Source organism: Streptomyces sp. NBC_01335 (genome assembly GCF_035953295.1).
Taxonomy (GTDB): Bacteria; Actinomycetota; Actinomycetes; order Streptomycetales; family Streptomycetaceae; genus Streptomyces.
The window spans coordinates 6,440,307-6,464,902 of the sequence record NZ_CP108370.1 but is presented as its reverse complement, the minus strand read 5'-3'; the positions used below and the strand labels follow the sequence as shown (position 1 = coordinate 6,464,902).

The following is a 24,596-nucleotide window of genomic DNA, read 5'->3' as shown; positions in this document are numbered from 1 at the left end:
GAAGAGCTCAAGCGCCTGCGGCGGGAGAACGCCCGGCTGAAGGAGGACAACGAGATCCTCCGGAAGGCCGCCGCCTATTTCGCGCGGGAGACGACACGGTGATCCGCTTCCGTTTCGTCGACGAGCACCGGAACGCCCACAAGGTGAAGCGGATGTGCGACGTGCTCGGCTGGGACCGCTCCGGCTACTACGCCTGGCACCAGAACAAGGAGGCACGACAGGAGAAGGCCGATGAGGAAGAGGGTCTGGCCCGTCGCATCCGCGAGATCCACACTGATTCACGGGATGCCTACGGGGTCCGCCGGATCACTCAGAAGCTGCGCGGCCTTGGGTGCATCGTGAACCGCAAACGCGTCGCGCGGATCACGCGGGACCGTGAGATCGTCGGGATAACGCGACGGAAGTCGCGGTCGCTGACGAAGCAGGACCGCACGGCGCCTCCCGCACCGGATCCCATTCAGCGGGACTTCACTGCGCCGATGCCGGGGCTGAAATTCGTCGGGGACATCACCTGTCTGCCGACGGCTGAGGGTTGGCTGTATCTGGCGACGGTGATCGACCTGTGCACGCGTGAGGTCGTGGGCTGGTCAATGGAGGATCACATGCGCACCGAGCTGGTCGCGGATGCCATTCGGATGGCCCATGCGGGCGGTCGCACGGCTGGCAACGCGATCTTTCATTCAGATCGCGGCTCGCCATACACGTCCCATCAATTCCGGGGATTTTTGGCCGAGTTGGATCTGAGGCAGAGTACCGGCCGGACCTGTTCGTGCTTCGGCAACGCCGCCGCGGAGAGCTTCATCGCCGTCCTGAAAGCAGAGATCGGTACGACCGTCTGGGAAACCCGGGCGCAGGCTCTACAGGACGTTTTCCGCTGGATCGCGGAACAGTACAACCGGGAGCGGATCCACTCGATGATCGGCTGCATCACGCCGTACCAGGAGAGGCTCCGCCGGCATCAACGACTGGGCCTCGCGGCATAGAACGGAAGTGTCGGGACCTGATGGGTCATTTCGCATGTCTTCGTTCCCGTAGCCCGGACGCTCGCGACCCGCTCCGCGGCCGGGAGCGGGATTCGCGAGGTTCCTCAGTGGGCCTCGGCGGCCTGATTGGTCCAGACGGCGTACATCTGGGTGTACTTGCCGTCGGCGGCGAGGAGCTGGTCGTGCGCACCGACCTCGACGATGCGGCCCTCGTCGACGACGACGATGCGGTCGGCCTTCATCGCGGTGGAGAGCCGGTGTGCGATCAGGATCGCGGTGCGGCCCTCCAGCAGCACGTCCAGAGCCTCCTCGATCTTGGTCTCGGACTGGAGGTCCAGGTTGGACGTGGCCTCGTCCAGGACCAGCACCCGGGGCTGGGCCAGGAAGGCCCGTGCCAGGGCGACGAGTTGCCGTTCGCCGGAGGACAGCGACTGGCCCCGCTCCTGGACGACGGTGTCGAGGCCGTCGGGCAGCCGCTCGACCACGTCGACCAGGCCGACCACCCGCAGCGCCTCCCGGACCCGGTCGTCGGAGGCGTCCGGGACGGCGAAACGGATGTTGTCCCGGAGCGGCCCGGCGAACAGGAAGGGTTCCTGCGGAACGACGCCGATCTGCCGGCGGAGGGACTCTATCCGCACGTCCCGGAGGTCGCGCCCGTCGATGAGGATCCGGCCGGACGTCGGGTCGTAGAACCGGGTGACCAGTTTGGCGAGGGTGGACTTGCCGGCACCGGTGGGGCCGACGAACGCCACGGTCTCACCGGCCCGGATGTCCAGCGACACCTCGGAGATCACCGGCCGGTCGGGAACATAGCCGAACGTGACGTCCTCGAAGACGATCTCGCCCTCGACGTTCGGCAGGTCGACGGCTCCGGGAGCCTCCTCGACCTCCGCCCGCGTGCTCAGGAGCTCCCTGAGCTTCACGATCGACGACTGCCCCTGCTGGTACGTGTTGTAGAGCTGCACCAGTTGCTGGATGGGCTGGAAGAAGGCGCCCAGGGAGAGCAGGAACGCCACCAGCTCGCCGATGGTCAGCTCCCCGTCGGCGACCATGCCGGCTCCGATGGCCAGCAGCGCGAGCTGCCCCGCGACACCGATGACCTGGGTGCTCGGCGTGTAGATCGAGTTGATCCGTCCGGTGCGGACATTGGCGTCGTAGTACGTGCCCGTGACCTGTCGGTGTTGCTCGATGTTGTGCCGCTGCCGGTTGTGCGCCGTGACGATGCGCACTCCCTGCAGGCTCTCGGAGAGATCGGCGATGACGGCGGCGATGGTGTCCCGCACCCGCACGTAGCCCTTGCCGGACGCCCGGTGGAACCACACGGACAGCGCGGTCAGGACGGGCACGACCAGTACGACGGTGATCAGCGCCAGCCGCACGTCGAAGGTGAACAGCACCACCGTGACAACGACCATGGTCAGGCCCTGGACGGCGAACTGTGCCAGACCGTCCTGCAGCAACGCCTGGAGGTTCTCGATGTCGCTCGTCATCCGGGTCATGATCACGCCGGACTTCTCGCCGGTGTAGAAGTTCAGCGAGAGCCGCTGCAACTGGGTGAAGACCCGTACCCGCAGGTCGTTCATCACCCACGCGGCGATCCGCCCGGTCACCTTGACCCGCGCGGCCTGCGCGGCACCGGTGACCACCAGACTGACCAGGTACAGGATCGCGACCAGCACCAGTGTGCCGGAGTCCTTCGCCGTGATGCCGTCGTCGATGCCGATCTGGGTCAGCTTCGGACCGGCCTGGAGCGTCAGCGCCTCCAGGGCCACGAACACGCCGGCCAGCAGCACGATCGGCCAGTACGGGCGGATCAGCCGCCGCAGACTCAGCTCGGCGCCGTCGGGATCGGGCCGGGCGTGCTCGAACACGACCTCGGGCTCGGGATGTTCCGGCTCGGTCTTCAGCAACGTGTCGACGCTCGCCTGCATCTCCGGCGGCACTCCGGCGAAGGGCAGACCTGGCGCGGTGGCCTTGCCGCCTCCGTTGAACGCGGCGCCACCTCCCGTGGGAGACGTCATCGGCCCACACTCCCCATTTCCTCGATGCTCTCGTCCGCCTGCGCCAGCACTTCCGCGTACAGCGGCGTGCTCGCGAGCAGCTCCTTGTGCGTGCCGTCCGCGACGATCCGGCCGCCGTCCAGCAGCACCACGCGGTCGGCCAGGCTGATCGTGGACAGCCGGTGCGCGACGATCAGCGTCGTCCGGCCGGCGAAAAGAGACCGCAGCCCGGCGTGGATCTCCTGCTCCACCTGGACGTCGATGGCGCTGGTGGCGTCGTCGAGCACCAGCACCGGCGGATTCACCAGCAGCGTCCGGGCGATCGCGATGCGCTGCCGCTGCCCGCCGGACAGCGTGTAGCCGCGTTCGCCGATGACGGTGTCGTAGCCCTCGGACAGTTCGGTGATGAACTCGTGGGCCCCGGCCAGCCGGGCCACCCGCTCGATGTCGGTGATGTCCGCGTCCGGCCGCCCGTAGGCGATGTTGTCGCGGACCGACGCCGAGAACAGGAACGGCTCGTCCAGTACGACGCCGACGGCGTCCCGTAGGCTGTGCAGGGTCAGGTCCCGCACATCGTGCCCGTCCACGCTGACGGAGCCGGCGCGCACGTCGTAGAAACGCGGCAACAGTCTGGCCGCGGTGGACTTTCCGGTGCCGGTCCGGCCGACCAGCGCCACGGTCTCGCCGGGGCGGAGCCGCAGCGAGAACCCCTTCAGCACGTCGAGGCCGTCGCCGTAGCCGAAGGTGACATCGTCGAACCGGACGTCACCGCGCAACCCGGTGATCTCCCGCGCGTCGGGGGCGTCCGCGATCTCCGGCTTCTCGTCCAGCACCTCGTACAGCCGCCTGGCCGCGGCCGACGACCGCTGCCCCAGCATGATCAGGTTGCCGATCACCTGGAACGGAACCTGGAGCATCATGAGATAGGCGTTGAAGGCCAGGATCGCGCCGACGCCCAGCTCGCCGTGAATGACCAGGTATCCGCCGTACAGCAGCACGATCGCCATGCCGACGCGGGGCAGGTTCTGCACCAGGGGCGTCCACCGCGCGCGCAGATCGGCGTCCTTCACGTTCGCCCAGGCGACGCTCGTCGCGGCCTTCTGCAGCGAGGCGAGCTGGCTCCGCTCGGCCGCGAACGACTTGACCACGCGCACGCCGTTGACGTTCTCGTCCACCACGGTCGCGACATCGGCCAGCCGGGCCTGGATCAGCCAGGACACCGGGAACAGGGACCGTTGCATGCGCCGGCTGGCCACGAACATCAGCGGCATCGGCAGCATGGCCAGGATGGCCAGCGGCACGTCGATCGCCAGCATGTACGCGAACGACACCAGCGAGATACCGGACTGCACCAGCAGGTACGGCGCGAACGCCAGATACATCTGCACCGCGCGGATGTCGGAGTTGGCACGGGAGATGAGCTGCCCGCTCTGCATCCGGTCGTAGAACGGGAACGACATGGCGGTCAGGTGCTCGTACACGATGTTGCGCAGGTCGTACTCGACCCTGGCCGCGGCACGGAAGAGCAGTTGCTTGGACAGGTAGCCGACGACCAGCATGATCACCGTCATCCCGACCAGCCACCACATGTAGTGCGACAGCGACACCCTGTCCGACACGATCGAGTTGTCCACCGCGTCCTGGATCAGCCTCGGCACCTGTACGGCCACCAGCATGCTGGCCCCGGACATCACCAGGGCCGCGCTGAACATCCACCGGTGTGCCCGGACCAGCGGCCACGCTCGCCGTAACCAGGACCTGCTCGGGTCGGGGTCGATCGCCGCGCTTGGCGGCGGATACGTCTTGTTCACCTGAATTCCCCTCTGTGCACGCCCTCGCGGGCGACCCACTCGGCCTGCTCAAGGCAGCATCAACTACACATGGAGCAAGGCATGTTCGACGGTCCACGTGTGGGCCCCACGAATGCAGGATAGCAAAAGAAGGTACGACGTACGCAGTTTGTTTTTTTCGGCGACCCGTGCGAGCCTCGGTCGCCGGGTGGAGGCCGACGAGCGGACCCCGAGGTCACGGAACGTGCCCTTCCAGTCGGCTCGCAGACCTGAACGGTCGATGCATGCTCCACCCGCACCATCAACCACGCGGAGGTCGGATCATTGGTTACCGTTGTCTTCGGCGCACGTGGAAACGTCGGCCGCAATGTCGCTGCCAGCCTGCTGGCCGTCGGCGAGAAGGTCAGGGGCACCAGCAGAAACCCGGAAGCGGGCGGCTTCCCGTCCACGCTGGAGGTCGTCCAGGCCGACCTGGAGCGCCCCGAGACCCTGCCCGCGGTGCTGGCAGGTGCCGACAAGGTGTTCCTGTACGCCAAACCGGAGGAGATCGAGGCCTTCGTGGCGGCGGCGCAGTCCGCCGGCGTCCGGCAGGTGGTCCTGCTGTCGTCGGTGTCGGTCGTGATGGCCACCTCCGAACAGAACCCGATAGCCCGGATGCACCGGACGGTCGAGCTGGCCATCGAGCGGTCGGGGCTGGACTGGACGTTCATCAGGCCGGGCATGTTCGCCACCAACGCCCGTTGGTGGTGGGGGGAATCGATCCGCGGGGAGGGCGTCGTGCGCCTTCCGTACCCGGAAGCGCAGAACGCACCCGTCCATGAGAAGGACATGGCCGCGCTCGCCGTGACCGCTCTGACCGAGCCCGGTCACTCCCATCAGGCGTACACCGTCCACGGATCCGAGTCGCTGACGCTGCGGCGCCAGGTGGAGCACATCGGTGAGGCCCTCGGGCGCCCGATCCGGGTGGAGACGGTCTCTGTCGAGCAGGCGCGGGAGGAATTCGCCGAGAAGGCGCCGTCGAATGTGGCCGAAGCGCTACTGCGCATGTGGGCCGCCGCCGACGGCGTTCCGGCCCCGGTCTCGGTCATCGTCGACAGGATCACCGGCAGGCCCGCGCACACGTTCGCGCAGTGGGCCGCCGACCACGCCGACGACTTCCGCTGAGCCGTCCTCCTCGGCTGACCGCCGTGCGGTGGTCAGCCGAGGAGAAGCAACATGCCCATGGGTGGACTCCGATGTCTACGACTCTGGCCAGGGCACGTCGGTCTCGACCGGGACGGTGTAGTCGACGCCGGGGACGTCGAAGCCGTACAGGGCACGGCACTGGGCCCGGAACCACGCGGTGTCGGCCAGCGCGGTGACGGTCGCGGGAGTGATGGACCGCCAGCGTTCGGCCACCGCCGCCTGGACCGGCTCGGACAGCTCCCAGCCATCGAGGCGGATGCGGCCGGAGTCGTCCACGTCGGGCCGGCGCGCGGTGAGCTGGTGCCACAGGTCGAGCGACTGCGCCACGGGGGACGGGAAACGGTCGCCGAGAACGCCACGGAGCAGACTCACGTAGAGCGGGATGCCCGGGATGGCGGTCAGCGCCTGGGTGACCAGGGCGCCGTTCACCGAGGTGAAGGCGCGGCCGTCCACCGCGGCCAGCCGCTCGGTCAGGGCGCGCGCGGTGGACTCCAGGTCGGCCTTGGCGGCGCCGATCGTGCCCCCGCGGTAGATCGCCGAGGTCAGCGGCGAGCCGATGTACGTGAGGGCGACCGTGCGAAAGCCGCTCCGTAGCAGCCCGCGCTCGGCCAGCGCCGTGATCCAGCGGGACCAGTCCTCGCCGCCCATGACCCCCACGGTCGCGGCGGCCTCGGCCTCGGTCGCCGGGGCGACGGTGACCTCCCGCACCTGCGCGGCTCCGTCGTCGGCGAACTCCAGGTTCCGGGTGGTGTGCGGCGCGCCGAGCGGCTTGAGCACCGACTGGTAGGTCGTGCCGCTCCGCGGTTCGGTGCGCCGGGGCGCGGCGACGCTGTAGATCAGGTAGTCCACGCCGCCGAACCGCTCGGCCAGCAGATCCAGCGTCTCGGTCTTCGTGGTGTCGGCGAAGGCGTCGGCGTTGCGGAACGAGAAGTCCGCCCCGAGCTCGCGGGCGATCGCGTCGGTGGCGACCGTGCGGTACCACCCGGCGCTCGCACTGCGATGCCCGGCCGGCCGTTCGAGGCCGATCCCCACGCCGTCGATGCCGTACCGCACCAGCCCGGCGATCGTGCTCGCCAGACCGTAGCCCGAGCTCGACCCGATGACCAGCGCCGTCGGCCGCCGCGCCGGTGGCTTCTCCGGGACCGGCACCTCGGCCCGCATCAGCTCCACGCTGCGGAAGCATCCGGCCGGATGCGCGTCGAGCAGAAGATAGCCACGTCCTGTCGGTTCCACGACGCGCTCAGACTGTGTCATCGGTGGGTGCATCATCGGCTCCTCTGCCGGATCGGTTGTCGAGCAGTGCCTGCTTGAGGTGCTGGACCAGGTCGTCCGGTGTCGACCGGTGGAACATCGACGCGATGTCCAGACGCACACCGGTCGCCGAGGCGAGGCGGTTCCGCAGGGTCAGGATGGACAGCGAGTCGAAGCCGAAGTCGAGCAGGATCTGGTTCGGCCGCACCACGTCGGCCGACTCCAGCCCGAGCACTGCCGAGATCTGTGTGGAGATCAGGCCGGACAGCGTCCGGTCCTGTTCGGCCTCCGCCATCGACGCGAGCCGTTGCCGCAGCGATGTGACCGAGACCGTGCCTCCGCTCGCCGTGCGTTTGCCGGTGGTCTTGACCAGCGACCTGAACAGCGGCGGCAGCGCCTCCCCGGCCTCGGCCTGCCTGGTCAGCTCGGCCAGATCCAGCCTGGCCGGGATCCACACGGGTTCGTCCGCACGGCAAGCGGTGTCGAACAGCGCGACGGCCTCCCGCGCCCCCAGCACGCCCACTCCCGCGTTCCCGCCACGGGACGGTGCGTCGCCCGCCGCCCAGGGCCCCCAGGCCAGCGACACCGCGGGGGCGCCGCGCGCCCGGCGCCGTCGGGCCAGCGCGTCCAGCGCGGCCGCCGACGCGGCCGTGGCGGCGGTTCCGGCACCACCGACGGTTCCGACGAACGACGAGCACAGGACGAGGGTGGCCTCCCCGATCTCCTGGTCGAGGACCTCCGCGGCACCGACCATCGCGCCCACCACCTCGGCGAGCACGTCCGGGGCCTGGGACGGTGGCGCAGACAGGGTCCTGTCGTGCGGCGGAGCCTGCGGTATGTGCACGACCATGGTCAGCGGATGCTCCGCGGGCAGACGGCCGATCAGCTCCCGCAGCGCCGTGCGGTCGGCCGGATCGCACGCCGCGGTGGTGACGGCGGCGCCCAGCGCGGTGAGTTCCGCGGTCGGCTCGGGGGCTTCGGCGCCGGTGAACAGCAGATGCCGTACCCCGTGCACGGCGACGAGGTGCCGCGCCAGTCGCTCGCCCATGGGTGTGGTCCCGCCGGTGATCAGCACGGTGCCCTCGTGGCCGGCGAACCGCTCCGTCGTGCCCGCCGGTGCGCCCGGGGTGAGCCGTGGCACCCTGCCCCGACCCTCGCGCAGGGCCAACTGCGGCTCGCCGGACATGACGGCCCTCGGCAGCGCACGCCAGGACGCCTCGTCGGCGTCCACGTCGGCGAGGACGAACCGTCCGGGGTTCTCCGCCTGCGCGGACCGGACAAGCCCCCACACCGCGGCGCCCGCGAGGTCGGCGCCGGCAGGGTCGAAGGCCGGCACGGCGGCGGTGGTCAGGAACACCACGGTCGCCGTGGCGAGCCTCTCGGTCGACGGCACCGCGTTCAGCCGGCTCAGTGTCTCCCGCACGGCGGCGGCGACCTCCGCGCCCGCCGGCACGGTGAGCAGCAGATAGTCCGGCGCGTCCCCGTCGGCTTCGGCCAGGGCGTCGAGTCCCGGGTATGCCCGGGCGTACACGCCTGCGGCCGTCAGCCCCGCCGCGGCGCGGAGCGGATCCGCTCCCACGACGGCCCAGCTCGCCTGCCGGGGCGACGACTTCGCGAGGTGGTCGACCCATGCCTCCCGGTGGAGCACGCCGAGTTGTACGACCCCGGCGGCCCGCAGCTCCCCGGGTTCGACGGGCGTGGTGCCGACGGTGAACTCGGCGACCGGATCGCCCACGGTGTCGGCCAGCGTCACCGACACCGAGCCGGCGCGGTCCGGGCCAATCCGCACCCGCAGGGCGGACGCGCCAACCGCGTGCACGGCCACTCCGCGCCACGACGTCGCCAGCCGGGGGCCCTCGGTGCACGCGGCGTGGAGGGTGGCGTCAAGGAGGGCGGGGTGGATGGCGAAGGCGTCGGGCTCGGTGGGGAGGGCGATCTCGGCGTAGACGTGGTCGTTGTGGCGCCACATCCGGTGCAGCCCCTGGAACACCGCACCGTAGTGGTACCCCTGGGCGGCCAGGGTCTCGTAGGAGACGTCCACGGGCCGTGCCCCGGCGGGGGGCCAGGCCGTGAGGTCCCAGTCCGGGGACGGCGTCTCGGCGTCCAGGACACCCGTCGCGTGACAGGTCCAGGACGTGGCCGTGCCCGTGTCCGGCCGGGCGTCGATCCGCACCGTACGCCCGCTCTCACCGGCGGCCGGCTCGCTCACCTCCACCCGCAGCCGTACGGCGCCGTGCTCGGGCAGGACGAGCGGGGACCGCACGGTCAGCTCACGGATGCTGCCGGCGCCGACCCGGTCGGCCGCGTACACCGCCAGCTCCACGAACGCGGCACCGGGGAACACGAGGGTGCCGGCCACCTGGTGGTCGGCCAGCCAGGGATGAGTGGCCAGGGACACCCGGCCGGTGAAGACCGTGCCGGCCGCACCGTCGACGACAGCGCCGAGCAGCGGATGACCGGCTGCGGTCAGCCCGACCGCACCGACATCACGACGGTTGTTGTCCGGGGTCAGCCAGTACCGCGTCCGCTCGAACGGATAGGAGGGCAGGGTGACATGTCCGCCACGGCTCTGGTCCGCCAGGTTCCAGCGGTCGACGGCCCCCGCGGTGAAGGCCTCCCCGGCCGACCGCAGGAAGCTGTCCAGGCCACCGTGGTGGCGGCGCAGCGTCCCGAGACCGCGGGCAGGCACGTTCGTACTGTCGATGGTCTCCTGCACACCGGCGACCAGAACCGGGTGCGGACTGCATTCGATGAAGGTGTCGAAACCGTCCGCCAGCAACAACCGGGTGACGGCCTCGAACTCGACGGTTTCGCGGAGATTGCGGAACCAGTAGTCCGCGTCGAGTGCGGTGGTGTCGATCCGCCGCCCGGTGACGGTCGAGTAGAAGCGGAGGTCACCGGCTCGCGGGGTGATCGGCGCCAGCAGATCCATGACGTTCTCGCGCAGTCGGTCGACGTGCCGGGAGTGCGAGGCGTAGTCGACGGGGATGCGCCAGGTACGCACGCCCTCGGCCTCGAACGCGGCCTGCAGCTCGTCGAGAGCCCCCGCGCTGCCGGAGACGACGGTGGACGTGGGACCGTTGATCGCGGCGATCTCGATATCGCCGCCCCACCGCTCCAGACGCGGCCGCACCTCGTCCACCGACAGCGCGACCGACACCATCCCGCCCCGCCCGGCCAAGGCCCGGATCGCCTGACTGCGCAACGCCACCACACGCACCGCGTCCTCCAGCGACAGGGCCCCCGCCACACACGCGGCAGCGATCTCCCCCTGCGAATGCCCCACGACCGCATCCGGGCGCACTCCATGCGCCTCCCACAACGCGGCCAACGACACCATCACTGCGAACAACGCCGGCTGCACCACATCCACCCGCGACAGCAGCACACCACCGTCATCGCTCAGCAGCACATCCAGCAGATCCCACTCCACAAAGGCGGACAGCGCCTTCGCACACTCCTCGAGACGGGCCCTGAACACCGGAGCGCTCGCATACAACTCCCGCGCCATCGCACCCCACTGCGAACCCTGCCCCGGAAACACCAACACCGTCCTGCCGACCCCGGCGACCCCCGTCACCACACCCTCGGTGGCAGCGCCCTCGGCCAGTGACCGCAGACCCTCCAACAACTCCTCGCGCGTGGAACCGACCACCACGCCACGCCGCTCGAACGCCGTACGGGCGGCCAGCGTCGCCGCCACGTCCTCCAACGGCACCCCGGTATCAGCGGCGGCCTCGGCGATCCGGCCCGCGTGGGCCCGCAGCGCCTCCTCGCTCCGCGCCGACAACACCCACCCGACCGGCCCCCCCTGCTCCGTGAGAGACACCGATTCCATCGGCGGCACGGTCTCCGGCGGCACCGACTGTTCGGTCGGCGGCGCCTGCTCCAAGATCACATGAGCGTTGGTGCCACTGATCCCGAACGACGACACCCCCGCACGACGCGGCCGGCCCTCCGAACGCCACTCACGCGACTCGGTCAGCAACCGAACTCCCCCGGCACTCCAGTCCACATGAGACGTCGGCTCATCCACATGCAACGTGGCGGGCAGCACCCCACGACGCAGCGCCTCCACCATCTTGATCACACCACCGACCCCCGCCGCAGCCATCGTGTGACCGATGTTCGACTTCAGCGAACCCAGCCACAACGGCCGATCCTGCGAACGCCCCTTCCCATACGTGGCCAGCAACGCCTGCGCCTCGATCGGATCACCGAGCTTCGTCCCCGTACCGTGCGCCTCCACCACATCCACATCACCCGCGCCCAGCCCCGCATCCGCCAGCGCCAGACGAATCACACGCTGCTGCGACGGACCGTTCGGAGCCGTCAACCCGTTCGACGCACCGTCCTGGTTCACCGCCGAACCCCGCAGCACCGCCAACACCCGATGCCCCCGCGCACGCGCCACGGACAACCGCTCCAGCACCACCAGACCCGCGCCCTCACCCCAGCCGGTCCCATCGGCCGACTCCGCGAACGCCTTGCACCGACCATCAGCGGACAACCCACGCTGCCGGGAGAACTCCACCAACACCCCGGGCGAGGACATCACGGTCACGCCACCGGCCACCGCGAGCGAACACTCACCGCTCCGCACCGCCCGGACGGCCTGATGCAACGCCACGAGCGACGACGAACACGCCGTGTCCACCGTCACCGCCGGCCCCTCCAAACCCAGGAAGTACGCCAACCGCCCCGATGTGACGCTCCCACTGGTACCGGTGAGCAGCAGCCCATCGGCCTCCGCGGAACCCTCGTGCATCGGCGGCCCGTAGTCCTGCGACATCGCGCCGATGAACACGCCCGTGTTACTGCCGCGCAGCGAACCGGGCTCGATCCCGGCGTCCTCCAGCGTCTCCCAGGCGGTCTCCAGAAGCAGCCGCTGCTGCGGGTGCATCGCCAGCGCCTCGCGCGGCGACACCCCGAAGAACCGGGCGTCGAACTCCCCCGCGTCGTCGAGGAAGTAGCCCTTGTCCACGTAGCTCTTGCCGGTCCGTCCGGGGTCCGGGTCGAACAGGTTCTCCAGATCCCAGCCACGATCGCGAGGCAGCCCGCCGACCGCGTCCCGACCCGACCGCACCAGCTCCCACAGAGCCTCCGGCGACGACACGCCACCGGGAAACCGGCAGCCCATCCCGACGACGGCGACCGGATCGTCGTCCTCCGCCGTGGCGGCCGCAGCGGCCGGAGCGACGGCCTGGGTGCTCCCGCCGAACAGCTCCTCGCGCAGGAACGCGGCCAGCACGGACGGGGTCGGCCGGTCGAACACCACGGTGGCCGACAGCCGCAGTCCGGTGACCTCGTTGAGCCGCTTGCGGAGTTCCACCGCGGACAGCGAGTCGAGGCCGAGCTCCCTGAACGCGACGGCCGGCTGTACGGAGTCGGCGCCGGCGTGGCCGAGCACGGTGGCGGTGTGGGAGCGCACCAGATCGAGCAGCTCGCGGTCGACGTCCTCGGCCGGGCGGCCGGCCAGCCGGTCGGCGAGCGTCGACGCGGTCGCCGTGACGGCGGTCGCCGCGCGCCGCGCCCGGACCAGCCCGCGCAGCACCTCCGGCAGGGTCGCCCCCGCGGCCTGCGCACGCAGCCGGTCCAGGTCGAGCGCGACCGGTGCAGCGGTGGCCTCACCTCGGGCGAACGCCGCGTCGAACAGCGCGACGCCCTCGTCCGACGGAAGCGGCTTCAGCCCGGTGCGCGCCATGCGGGCGATGTCCGCGTCGTTCAGGCCGCGGGTAAGTTCGCTGCGCTCGCTCCAGAACCCCCACGCGAGCGAGGTCGCCGGAAGTCCGGTGGCGTGGCGGTACTGGGCGAGCGCGTCAAGGAACACGTTCGCGGCGGCGTAGTTCGCCTGGCCCGCGTTGCCGATCGTGCCCATGATCGAGGAGAACAGCACGAACGCGGACAGCCCGAGGTCCTTGGTCAGGTCGTGCAGGTTCCACGCCGCGTCCAGCTTCGGCGTGAGGACGGCGTCGATCTTCTCCGGTGTCATCCCGGCGATCAGCCCGTCGTCCAGGGTCCCGGCGGCGTGCACCACGCCGGTGAGCGGGTGGTTCGCCGGGACTGCCGCGAGCAGTGCCGAAAGCGCACCCCGGTCGGCCACGTCGCACGCGGCGATCGTCACCTCGGCGCCCAGCCCGGACAGCTCGGCGACCAGGTCCGCGGCTCCCGGGGTGTCCGGTCCGCGCCGGGAGACCAGCAGCAGGTGCCGCACCCCGTGCTGCGTGACCAGGTGCCGGGCGAACAGCCTGCCGAGTGTTCCGGTACCTCCGGTGAGCAGCACGGTGCCGTCGGTGTCCCACCGTGACGGCGCCTCCGGCCCGCTCCAGCCCTCGGACTCCGGCCGCCCTGACATGCCCTCGGGTCCCCGTGGGCCGTCCTGGGAGCTCGCCCTGGCCAGTCTCGGCACCAAGACACGCCCGTCACGCAGCGCGAACTGGGTGGCGCCGCCGGCCAGCGCGGACGGCAGCGCGGCCGACGAGCGAGCGTCCCCGTCCACGTCGGCCAGGATCAGCCGGCCGGGATGCTCGCTCTGCGCGCAGCGGAGCAGCCCCCAGAGGGGCGCGGTGGACAGGTCCGGTGCGGGCTCGCCGGATCCGGTCATCACCGCGCGCCGGGTCACCACGACCAGCCGCGCGTCCCCGAAGCGTTCGTCGGACACCCAGGCCCGAACCAGGTCGAGCGCACGGTACAGCGCCGTGCGGGCGGCTCCGGGGACGTCTGCCGTCTCGTCCCCTTCGATGCACACGACCACGTCGGACGAGTCGCCGGGTATCGCGGACAGTTCGGTGAACCGTCGCCAGTCGACGCCGTCCGCCGTCGCCGCGCGCAGGCCGAACGGGTCGTGGCCGAGCAGCGAGAGCCGGGTGGGCGGTGCCGCGTCCGCCGACGGGGCGGGTGTCCACTCCAGGCGCAGCAGGGAGTCCCGGCTGACGGCCGCGGAGCCGAGGTCGGCGAGGTCGGCCGGAAGCATGGCCAGCGACGCCACCTCTGCCACGGGCATGCCGACGCCGTCCGCCGCGCGCAACCGTATCGCGTTGTCCCCCACGGTCGTCACGGACACGCGCAGCGTGGAGGCGCCGGAGGCGTACAGCGTGGCGCCTTCCCACGCGTACGGCAGTCGTATCCGGCCGTCGCTCGGCAGGACCTGACTCATGAGTGCGGCGTGGAGGGTGGCGTCGAGGAGGGCGGGGTGGATGGCGAAGGCGTCGGGCTCGGTGGCGAGGGCGATCTCGGCGTAGACGTGGTCGTTGTGGCGCCACATCCGGTGCAGCCCCTGGAACACCGCACCGTAGTGGTACCCCTGGGCGGCCAGGGTCTCGTAGGAAACGTCCACGGGCCGTGCCCCGGCGGGGGGCCAGGCCGTGAGGTCCCAGTCCGGGGACGGCGTCTCGGCGTCCAGGACACCCGTCGCGTGACACGTCCAAGGGGTGTCGGTGCCCGCGTCCGGCCGTGCGTCGATACGAATCGGTCGCGCACCGTCGCCGGTGGGCGGCTCGCCGATCTCCACCCGCAGCCTGACCGCGCCGTGCTCGGGCAGGACGAGCGGAGTCTGCACGGTCAGCTCACGTACGGTGCCGCAGTCGACCCGGTCGGCGGCGTGCACCGCCAGCTCGGCGAAGGCGGCGCCGGGCACCACGAGGGTGCCGGCCACCTGGTGGTCGGCCAGCCAGGGGTGCGTGGCCAGGGAGATCCGACCGGTGAGGACCAGGCTGGTCGCCCCCTCGGTGACCGCGCCGAGCAGGGGATGGCCGGCCGCGGTCAGCCCGATGGCGGCGATGTCACGTCTGCTCGTGTCGGGCTCGAGCCAGTACCGCGTCCGCTGGAAGGGGTAGGTCGGCAGGTCGGCATGACGGCCGTCGTGCGGACGTGCGGGCGTGTGCTGAGTGGTGGCGCCGGCGGTGAACGCCTCGCCGGTGGAGCGCAGGAAGGCGGCCAGGTCGCCGTTGTGGCGACGCAGAGTCCCGATAGCGCGGGCCGGAGTGTGCGTGCTGTCGATGGTCTCCTGCACGCCCGGAGCCAGAACCGGGTGGGGACTGGACTCGATGAACACGTCATGGCCGTCTTCGAGGAGCAACCGGGTGGCGGCTTCGAACTCGACGGTGTTGCGCAGGTTGCGGAACCAGTAGTCCGCGTCGAGTGCGGTGGTGTCGATCCGCCGCCCGGTGACGGTCGAGTAGAAGGGGACCTCACCGGACCGAGGACGGATCGGGGTCAGCAGGTCCACCACCTGATCACGGATCTCGTCCACGTGCCGGGAGTGCGAGGCGTAGTCGACGGGGATGCGCCAGGTACGCACGCCCTCGGCCTCGAACGCGGCCTGCAGCTCGTCGAGAGCCCCCGCGCTGCCGGAGACGACGGTGGACGTGGGACCGTTGATCGCGGCGATCTCGATATCGCCGCCCCACCGCTCCAGACGCGGCCGCACCTCGTCCACCGACAGCGCGACCGACACCATCCCGCCCCGCCCGGCCAAGGCCCGGATCGCCTGACTGCGCAACGCCACCACACGCACCGCGTCCTCCAGCGACAGGGCCCCCGCCACACACGCGGCAGCGATCTCCCCCTGCGAATGCCCCACGACCGCATCCGGGCGCACTCCATGCGCCTCCCACAACGCGGCCAACGACACCATCACTGCGAACAACGCCGGCTGCACCACATCCACCCGCGACAGCAGCACACCACCGTCATCGCTCAGCAGCACATCCAGCAGATCCCACTCCACAAAGGCGGACAGCGCCTTCGCACACTCCTCGAGACGGGCCCTGAACACCGGAGCGCTCGCATACAACTCCCGCGCCATCGCACCCCACTGCGAACCCTGCCCCGGAAACACCAACACCGTCCTGCCGACCCCGGCGACCCCCGTCACCACACCCTCGGTGGCAGCGCCCTCGGCCAGTGACCGCAGACCCTCCAACAACTCCTCGCGCGTGGAACCGACCACCACGCCACGCCGCTCGAACGCCGTACGGGCGGCCAGCGTCGCCGCCACGTCCTCCAACGGCACCCCGGTATCAGCGGCGGCCTCGGCGATCCGGCCCGCGTGGGCCCGCAGCGCCTCCTCGCTCCGCGCCGACAACACCCACCCGACCGGCCCCCCCTGCTCCGTGAGAGACACCGATTCCATCGGCGGCACGGTCTCCGGCGGCACCGACTGTTCGGTCGGCGGCGCCTGCTCCAAGATCACATGAGCGTTGGTGCCACTGATCCCGAACGACGACACCCCCGCACGACGCGGCCGGCCCTCCGAACGCCACTCACGCGACTCGGTCAGCAACCGAACTCCCCCGGCACTCCAGTCCACATGAGACGTCGGCTCATCCACATGCAACGTGGCGGGCAGCACCCCACGACGCAGCGCCTCCACCATCTTGATCACACCACCGACCCCCGCCGCAGCCATCGTGTGACCGATGTTCGACTTCAGCGAACCCAGCCACAACGGCCGATCCTGCGAACGCCCCTTCCCATACGTGGCCAGCAACGCCTGCGCCTCGATCGGATCACCGAGCTTCGTCCCCGTACCGTGCGCCTCCACCACATCCACATCACCCGCGCCCAGCCCCGCATCCGCCAGCGCCAGACGAATCACACGCTGCTGCGACGGACCGTTCGGAGCCGTCAACCCGTTCGACGCACCGTCCTGGTTCACCGCCGAACCCCGCAGCACCGCCAACACCCGATGCCCCCGCGCACGCGCCACGGACAACCGCTCCAGCACCACCAGACCCGCGCCCTCACCCCAGCCGGTCCCATCGGCCGACTCCGCGAACGCCTTGCACCGACCATCAGCGGACAACCCACGCTGCCGGGAGAACTCCACCAACACCCCGGGCGAGGACATCACGGTCACGCCACCGGCCACCGCGAGCGAACACTCACCGCTCCGCACCGCCCGGACGGCCTGATGCAACGCCACGAGCGACGACGAACACGCCGTGTCCACCGTCACCGCCGGCCCCTCCAAACCCAGGAAGTACGCCAACCGCCCCGATGTGACGCTCCCGGTGTTTCCGGTGAGCACGTATCCGTCGACCCCGCCGTGCGGGGTGTCGAGGCGCGGGCCGTAGTCGCCCGCCATGGCGCCGATGAACACGCCCGTGTTGCTGCCGCGCAGCGAACCGGGCTCGATCCCGGCGTCCTCCAGCGTCTCCCAGGCGGTCTCCAGAAGCAGCCGCTGCTGCGGATCCATCGCCAGCGCCTCGCGCGGCGACACCCCGAAGAATCCTGCGTCGAAACCGGCGATGTCGTCGAGGAACCCGCCCTGCCGGACGTACGTCCGCCCGGAGGTCTCCGGGTCCGGGTCGAACAGGTTCTCCAGATCCCAGCCACGATCGCGAGGCAGCTCGGACACGGCGTCCCGACCCGACCGCACCAGCTCCCACAGAGCCTCCGGCGACGACACGCCACCGGGAAACCGGCAGCCCATCCCGACGATGGCGATCGGATCGTCGGCGTCGCCGTCACGAAATGCCGGGACGCTCGGCGCGCCCTCCGCGTCGCCGTGCCCGGTGAGCTCCGCGTGCAGGAACGCCGCGAACCGATCGGGGGTGGGGTGGTCGAACACCAGCGATCCCGGCAGGGCCAGACCCAGCTCCGAGGACAGCCCGGCGCACAGCTCGACCGCGGTGAGCGACGTCAGGCCGAGGTCCTTGAACGACGTCAGCGGCGTCATGTCGGCCGCGTCGTACCCCAAAACGGCCGCGAGATGGTTGCGCACCAGATCGAGCAGGCTCTCGCGGTCGTGGACCCGCGCCGGCTCCGCGGCGGGCGCGGCCTCGCGTGCCTCGCCGATCCAGTGCCGGCGGCGCTGGAAGGCGTACGTGGGCAGCGCGACCCTGCGGCCGCCGTCCAACAGAGGCGTCCAGTCCACCGGCGCCCCCGTGGCATGCAGGGTGCCGAGCGCCCTGAGCAGGGTGCGGACCTCCGCCTGCCCGGTGCGCAGCGTGGCCACCGCCGCCGGCGCCTGCTCGGCGAGGGTCTCCCGGGCCATGCCGGCGAGTACGGGGTCGGGGCCGAGCTCGAGGTAGCGGGAGACGCCCGCGTCGTGCAGGGCGCGGATGCCGTCGGCGAAGCGGACGGTGCCCCGGATCTGGCGTGCCCAGTAGTCGGGGCCGGTCAGCTCGTCCGTGGTGGCGGGGCGTCCGGTGAGGTTCGAGACGACGGGGATCCGGGGAGCGTGAAAGGTCAGCCCGCGGATGGCGTCGGCGAACTCGTCGAGAACTCCGTCGAGATGGTGGGAGTGGAACGCGTGGCTGACGTTCAGCCGCTTGGTCTTCACTCCTGCGGCGCGGAAGGACTCCGCGGTCGCGAGCACCGCGTCGGCGTCTCCGGAGATCACCACCGAGCGGGGCCCGTTGACGGCGGCAATGCTCACCCCTGACGCGGGCAGCAGCGCCCGCACGTCGCCCTCGTCGGCGTTGACGGCCACCATCGCCCCACCGGACGGGGCCGCCTGCATCAGCCGTCCGCGCGCCTCGACGAGCGTGCAGGCGTCGGACAGCGACAGCACCCCCGCGACGTGCGCGGCCGTGACCTCACCGATCGAATGGCCTATCAGATGCGTCGGACGCGCTCCGAACGACTCCATCAGCCTGAACAGCGCCGTCTCCAGCGCGAACAGCGCCGCCTGCGTGTACCGGGTCCGGCCGAGCAGGTCCGCGTCGGACCACACGATCTCCCGCAGCTCTCCACCCAGCGACGGATCCAGTTCCGCGCACACCGCGTCGAAGGACTTGGCGAACATGGGGAAACGCGCGTACAGATCCCGTCCCATGCCGGTTCGTTGCGCGCCCTGCCCGGTGAACATGAAGGCCGTCCCGCCCTCGGCGACCTCACCGGACACGACGTTCGGCGCCGGCTGGTTCGCCGCCAGCGCGGCCAGTCCCTCGCTCAGCTCGGCCGGGTCCTCGCCGATGACGACGGCGCGGTGCGGCAGCGCGGCACGGGTGGTCGCCAGCGAGAGCCCGATGTCGAGCGCGTCCGGGCCGTCCTGTGCGGCGAGGTGCCCGGCCAGCCGTTCGGCCTGGACCCGCAGGGCCCGCTCGGTGCCGCCGGACACGAGCCAGGGAACGGTGCCCGCCCTCACGCCGTGGTTCTCCTCGGCCGGGGACGGATCCGGGGCCTGCGCGAGCACCAGATGGCAGTTCGTGCCGCCCATCCCGAACGAGGACACGCCGGCCACCCGCGGCTCGTCGCCGGGCCATACGCGCAGCTCGGCGGCGACCTCGATGCCCAGCTCGGCGAGCGGGATGTCGTCCGCCGGGGCGGCGAAGTTCAGACTCGCCGGGACCTGGCCGTGCTGGACGGCCAGGGCCGCCTTGATGAGGCCGACGACCCCCGCCGCTCCCTCCGCGTGCCCCACGTTGGTCTTCGCCGACCCCACCACCAGCGGCCGGTCCCGGTCGGCGAAGACCGCGGCCAGCGCCGCCGACTCCACGCGGTCCCCCACCGGGGTTCCGGTGCCGTGCAGCTCCACATATCCGACCTCGGCGGACCGCGTCCCGGCGTCGGTGAGGGCCGCCCGCAGGACGTCCTCCTGCCCCGCCCGGCTCGGAGTGGTGAGCTGCTCGCCGCCGCCGTCGTTGTTCACTGCTCCGCCGCGGATCACGCACACGACGTCGTGGCCGTACGCGTGGGCGTCCGCCAGGGGCATGAGCACGACCAGGCCGGCGCCCTCGCCGCGCACGTAGCCGTTGGCGCGCGCGTCGAACGTGTAGCAGCGGCCGTCCGGCGACAACGCGCCGAACTCGCTCGCGGTCGCCGTCGACTCCGGCGAGAGGATCAGGTTGATCCCGCCCGCGAGCGCCCACGCCGACTCCCCGCGCCGCACGCTCTCGTACGCCTGGTGCACGGCGACCAGAGCGGAGGACTGTGCCGAGTCCACGACCACGCTCGGGCCGGACAGTCCCAGGAAGAAGGAGATCCGATTCGCGAGGACACCACGCTGGAGCGAGGACAGGGTGAAGCTGTCGATCGCTCCGGCGCCCTGGTCGCGCACCAGACCGGCGTAGTCGTCCCCCATCGCCCCGAGGAAGACTCCGGCCCGGCTGCCCCGCACCGCCGACGGGTCGACTCCCACGTGTTCGAGCGCTTCCCACGCGAGTTCCAGCATCAGCCGCTGCCGTGGGTCCATCGCCGCGGCCTCGCGGGGCGACACCCCGAAGAAGCCCGCGTCGAAGTCCGCGACGCCGTCGAGCAGACCGGCCCTGGCCACCCGTGTGCCGATGTGGACGGCGCGGTCCGCGGGAATCCCACCGACGGCCTCCCGGCCGGCCGCGAGCAGCTCCCAGTACGCCTCGGGGGAGCTCGCGCCCGGAAGGCGGCACGACAGACCGACCACCGCGACGACGTCCTGACCACTCGTTTTCACGAAGTTCTCTGTCATGACAGCGGAATCTCACTCTGCTCTCGGGAAGGGTGGGCTCGGCCGGTGCCGCCGCTCGCAAACCTCTCGTCCCGGCAATGCGACGAAGGTTGTAGAGGACACGATCCGACTCGGTCACCGGGGTGGGACCTTCGCCTCGCAGCATTGCCTGCCCGGCAAAGGGATCGGCAGAGTCTGGATCGAGGCCCGACCCGACGATCACTGTGTGGAGGCATTCGCCCGTGTTGCGATTCCGAGTACTCGGCCGCCTAACCGTCACCAACGACCTGGGCGACTGCACGCCGACCGCGCCGATGGCGCGGCGGGTGCTGGCGCAGCTGCTCCTGCGCTCGAACAACATCGTCATGCTCGACGCGATCATCGATGAACTATGGGGTGACAAACCGCCGAAGAGTGCCGTCCCCACCGCGCAGACGTACATCTACCAGCTGCGGCGTCAGTTCGAACCGTGGGTGCCGGAGGGTACGGTCGAGCAGGTGCTCGCCACCTGCGGCACCGGCTATATGCTCCGGGTGGACCCGGACCAGCTCGACCTGGGAGCGTTTCTCCGGCTGGCCAAGCAGGGGCGGACCGCGCTCGCCGCCGGCGATCCGGCCGCGGCCGCGCGGTTACTGCGACAGGCCCTCGATCTCTGGTCGGGGCCGGCGCTCGCCGATGTGACCGCCGGCCCGTCGATCCAGGCGCACGTCGTCCATCTCACGGAGCAGCGGGCGCACACCGTCGAACTGCGCATCCAGGCGGACGCAATGCTGGGACGGCACCGGGAACTGGTCGGGGAGCTGAAGGCGATGGTGCTGGCCGACCCGCTCAACGAGTGGTACCACGCGCAGCTGATCAAGGCGTTGGCCTCCAGCGGCAGGCGGAACGAATCGCTCGTCGCCTACCAGCATCTGCGCCGGACGCTGTCCGCCGAACTCGGCCTCGAACCCTCGGGGATGCTGCGGGAACTCCATCAGGAGGTGCTGGCCGGACGCGACTCCTGGTCGGACTGGGGGGTCTCGGGGAGGCCCCTCGCGGAGCAGCTCACCCGGTAGTCACCGCCGCGCGGAAGGCCACGGGGACGGATCGAGGATCGCCTCGCGGCGATCCTCGACCGCGCCGGTGTCGTCCTACCTGTTGTGCAGGAGCCGGCCGCCGTCGACGACCAGGGTGTGTCCGGTGATCCAGGACGCCTCGTCGGACAGCAGGAAGGCCACGGCGGCGCCCACGTCGGCGGGTTCGCCGAGGCGCCTCAGCGGGATGGAGCCGATGACCTTGTCCTCCCTGCCCTCGACGTTCGCCCGGGTGAAGTCGGTGAGGACCGTGCCGGACGCGACGCCGTTCACCCGGACCGCGGGGGCGAGCTCGTTCGCCATCTGCCGGGTGAAGTGGTTCAGCGCCGCCTTGGCCGTCCCGTAGGCCGTGCCGTCGGGAACGGCGAGTTCGCCTGCGATGGAGGAGATGTTGACGATGGCGCCGCCGTGCTCGCCGAGCCAGCCGTGCCAGGCCGTCTGGACCCAGGTCAGGGCGGACATCAGGTTGATCTCGACGGTGCGCCGGTACGACGCCCCATCGACATCGACCAACCGGCGGGCGGTCCGCTCCGTACCGCCGACGTTGTTGACCAGCAGATCGAGGGATCCGAACCGGTCGACGGCGGTCTCCACCGCGATCCGCTGGTGCTCGGGGTCGCGGGCGTCACCGGCGACCGCGAGGGCCCGTTCCTCGCCGAGTGCGGCGGCCGCCTTACGCAGCTCGTCCTCATTGCGTGAAGTGATCACGACGTTCGCGCCCCGCTCCACCAACGCGGTGGCGATGCCGAAGCCGAGACCGGTCCGACCGCCCGTCACCAGCGCGGTCTTGCCCTTTAAGCTTGCCACAGTCTGCGTACCTTCCCTTGATCTGCGCCTGCGGTTCTTGCGCCTTGTCAGCCGGCGGCATTTCTCCCGGCGTTTCACCCGGCGCGGGCGATGAGCCCGATGGAAACCGCCTTGTTGACCGCTTCGAGCCGGGAGCGAGCGCCCAACTTCGTGAAGATGGTGCCCAGGTGGCGCTTCACGGTTCCCTCGGCGATGGTCAGTCGCCGCGAGATCTGCCGGTTGCTCATGGCCTTGCTCACCAGGGTCAGGATTTCCATCTCCCGCCGGGTGAGCTTGTCTTGGCAGTTCGCCGTCGTGGCGATGTGCGTCAGCGCCTCGACGGATACGTGGAGCACGATGCGGATGTTGTCCGCGCACACCGCGCGGATACTGGACACCAGGTCGTTCCGGCTCGCCGACTTGTTCAGATAGCCCCGGACGCCGCAGTCGAGCAATTGGCGCACCAGCGCCGGATCGTCGGGCATGCTGACGATCAGGGTTCTCGCGTTCGGCGAGGCGGAGCGGATGGCATGCACTGTTTCGGTCACCGACTCGTCAGAAATGTTCCCGTCGAGCAGCACGACGTCGGGCTGTTTGATCTCACAGTGCGCGATGCCGGCGGCACCGCTGGCAGCGACGCCGATGACGACCATGTCCGGTTCCAGGTTGAGCGTCTCGCACACCACCTCGCGCAGCAGCGCGTGGTCGTCGATCAGTACGATCCGCAACTGGCCGGCGCGGTCAGGCTGCATGCCGCGCCCCCGGATCGGGCGGCGGTTCCCACGACGGTGCCGGAATTCCCGCCAAGCGGCGTGCGGAAAATCTTGCAGGCTCCGTCACGGAGCCGACGCTGATAGGCTCTGCCGTTTTCCATTCAAGCTCCCGCTTGACTTTACGGACTGCGAAATTGGCATGTCGTTTTACCGCTAAGGCTTTTGCCGCAACAGCTGCCATAACTCCCCCCTATTCGCTGGCGTACGACATACCGTAGCCCGGGGCTCCACTTCCCAACAAGATCGAATCGAGCCGCTTTAACCTTTCTTGGTAAAAGAGTTCAGGGCGGCAAGCCCGGGAGTACATGCCAGGCGTTGCCCCACTGCTTCGGTTCACGGCTGCTCAACAGGCAGGAACCACCGTGCGGCACCCGGAGGGGGCGATACAGCGCGACCCGGGGGTACACGGTGGCCTGTCCCAATTTGACCTGCAGTGACCGTTGAAGCCGGTACGTGCGGCGGACGGAGTCAGGACGCGCGCCGCGGCGGCCGACCGCTTCGGAACTCCTGGGAGCCTCTCTTTCGACGTCGCCTATTTCCTGCGGATCGCCTTTATTTCGGCACCCGCACGACGGTCGTGTACGTGTGGTTGGTCACCATCTCGAATTCCGGGTCCAGGAGTTTCTCCCGGATTACGGAGAGGTCGGCTTCGGTCAGAGATGTCTGACTCAGCAGGAAAGGCTCCAGCATGCTGCTGTGCAGCCGGGCGAGCCGCGCGGTCGGCGCCCCGCCCTTCCCCGGTGCCCGGAAGTCGCGCACCGTGATGTCCCGATAGCCGGCGGCGGACAGAACGTCCGGCGTACGCGCCGCCCATTCGAAATCCATACCGGTTTCTCCGGCGAGTTTGTGCACGCCGTCGTGGTATTCCTGGAAGATGCGCGCCGTGTATGCGTCGACCGGGGACTTGATGTTGCCCTCGTCGGCACAACCGCAGTACCAGTCGGTGAGCACCAGCGCACCGCCCGGCCGGAGATGTGCGGCCAGCCTCGCCGCGACCGCTTCCTTGTCGGCCACGTGCATCAGCACCAGCCGCGCGTGAATGAGGTCGAACGCGGGCTCCGGCCACGGGTCCTCGACGAGGTCGTGGCGGATCGCCTCGATCCGCGGATGGCTGGGTACGTGCTGGGGCTTGAGGTCGCTGGCCACCACATGTCCGGACGTCCCCACCCTGGCGGCCAGCCAGCGGGCGACGGAGCCGTCCCCGGCGCCCACCTCCCAGCAACGCCACCCATGCCCGACGCGTACCTCCTCACCCAGGGTGCGGAAGGTCTCCCTGTTGAGGATCTCGGAGAGCAGGCCGAGCTGCTCGGGTGCTTCCGGGGCGCCGTTGTCGAAGCGTTGCTCGTGCTCTGTGCTGTACATGGTCTTCTCCTTGGTGAGCCG

General features: G+C 70.4%; 10 protein-coding genes. 3 read left to right on the top strand and 7 right to left on the bottom strand.

Features of this window, described 5'->3' with window-relative positions:
• The first annotated feature begins 98 nt into the window (after nt 1–98).
• Nucleotides 99–983, top strand: a complete 885-nt coding sequence (locus tag OG599_RS27625; protein WP_327178678.1) for an IS3 family transposase — start codon at nt 99–101, stop codon at nt 981–983.
• A 104-nt stretch (nt 984–1,087) separates the two neighbouring features.
• Here the strand turns inward: OG599_RS27625 and OG599_RS27620 are convergent, their stop codons facing one another.
• A complete protein-coding gene (locus OG599_RS27620; RefSeq protein ID WP_327178677.1) occupies nt 1,088–3,004 on the bottom strand; it encodes an ABC transporter ATP-binding protein in 1,917 nt (638 codons plus the stop codon).
• On the bottom strand, nt 3,001–4,794 hold the full coding sequence (locus OG599_RS27615; protein WP_327178676.1) for an ABC transporter ATP-binding protein: 1,794 nt from the start codon (nt 4,792–4,794) through the stop codon (nt 3,001–3,003). The genes OG599_RS27620 and OG599_RS27615 overlap by 4 nt, the downstream gene beginning before the upstream one ends.
• A 303-nt stretch (nt 4,795–5,097) precedes the next feature.
• Between OG599_RS27615 and OG599_RS27610 the strand changes: the two genes are divergently transcribed.
• A complete protein-coding gene (locus OG599_RS27610) occupies nt 5,098–5,937 on the top strand; it encodes an NAD(P)H-binding protein (protein ID WP_327178675.1) in 840 nt (279 codons plus the stop codon).
• Between the two features lie 75 nt (nt 5,938–6,012).
• On the opposite strand, the gene fabV is transcribed toward OG599_RS27610, so the two are convergent.
• Both fabV and OG599_RS27600 read right to left on the bottom strand, forming a co-directional pair.
• Nucleotides 6,013–7,212 (bottom strand): enoyl-[acyl-carrier-protein] reductase FabV, encoded by a 1,200-nt coding sequence (fabV, locus tag OG599_RS27605; RefSeq protein WP_327178674.1) that lies wholly within the window; start codon nt 7,210–7,212, stop codon nt 6,013–6,015.
• Nucleotides 7,199–20,602 (bottom strand): type I polyketide synthase, encoded by a 13,404-nt coding sequence (locus OG599_RS27600; protein ID WP_327178673.1) that lies wholly within the window; start codon nt 20,600–20,602, stop codon nt 7,199–7,201. The genes fabV and OG599_RS27600 overlap by 14 nt, the downstream gene beginning before the upstream one ends.
• A gap of 221 nt (nt 20,603–20,823) precedes the next feature.
• Between OG599_RS27600 and OG599_RS27595 the strand changes: the two genes are divergently transcribed.
• Nucleotides 20,824–21,636 carry an AfsR/SARP family transcriptional regulator gene (locus tag OG599_RS27595; RefSeq protein WP_327178672.1) on the top strand — a complete coding sequence of 271 codons (813 nt, stop codon included), beginning with the start codon at nt 20,824–20,826 and terminating at the stop codon, nt 21,634–21,636.
• A 75-nt stretch (nt 21,637–21,711) separates the two neighbouring features.
• Here OG599_RS27595 and OG599_RS27590 read toward each other — a convergent pair whose 3' ends face one another.
• The 3 genes from OG599_RS27590 to OG599_RS27580 all read right to left on the bottom strand — a co-directional run bounded on the left by OG599_RS27590 (nt 21,712) and on the right by OG599_RS27580 (nt 24,575).
• Complete coding sequence (locus OG599_RS27590) at nt 21,712–22,461, bottom strand: SDR family oxidoreductase (protein WP_327178671.1); 750 nt, start codon at nt 22,459–22,461, stop codon at nt 21,712–21,714.
• 74 nt (nt 22,462–22,535) lie between these two features.
• A complete protein-coding gene (locus OG599_RS27585) occupies nt 22,536–23,192 on the bottom strand; it encodes a response regulator transcription factor (protein ID WP_327178670.1) in 657 nt (218 codons plus the stop codon).
• Nucleotides 23,193–23,765: 573 nt separating this feature from the next.
• Nucleotides 23,766–24,575, bottom strand: a complete 810-nt coding sequence (locus OG599_RS27580; protein WP_327178669.1) for a class I SAM-dependent methyltransferase — start codon at nt 24,573–24,575, stop codon at nt 23,766–23,768.
• Between the last annotated feature and the right edge of the window lie 21 nt (nt 24,576–24,596).

Bases quoted from the DNA above. Each gene is read 5' to 3' on its own strand.
- OG599_RS27620 (WP_327178677.1), bottom strand. From the start codon at position 3,004: ATGACGTCTCCCACGGGAGGTGGCGCCGCGTTCAACGGAGGCGGCAAG.
- fabV (WP_327178674.1), bottom strand. From the start codon at position 7,212: ATGACACAGTCTGAGCGCGTCGTGGAACCGACAGGACGTGGCTATCTT.
- OG599_RS27600 (WP_327178673.1), bottom strand. From the start codon at position 20,602: ATGACAGAGAACTTCGTGAAAACGAGTGGTCAGGACGTCGTCGCGGTG.
- OG599_RS27585 (WP_327178670.1), bottom strand. From the start codon at position 23,192: ATGCAGCCTGACCGCGCCGGCCAGTTGCGGATCGTACTGATCGACGAC.
- OG599_RS27580 (WP_327178669.1), bottom strand. From the start codon at position 24,575: ATGTACAGCACAGAGCACGAGCAACGCTTCGACAACGGCGCCCCGGAA.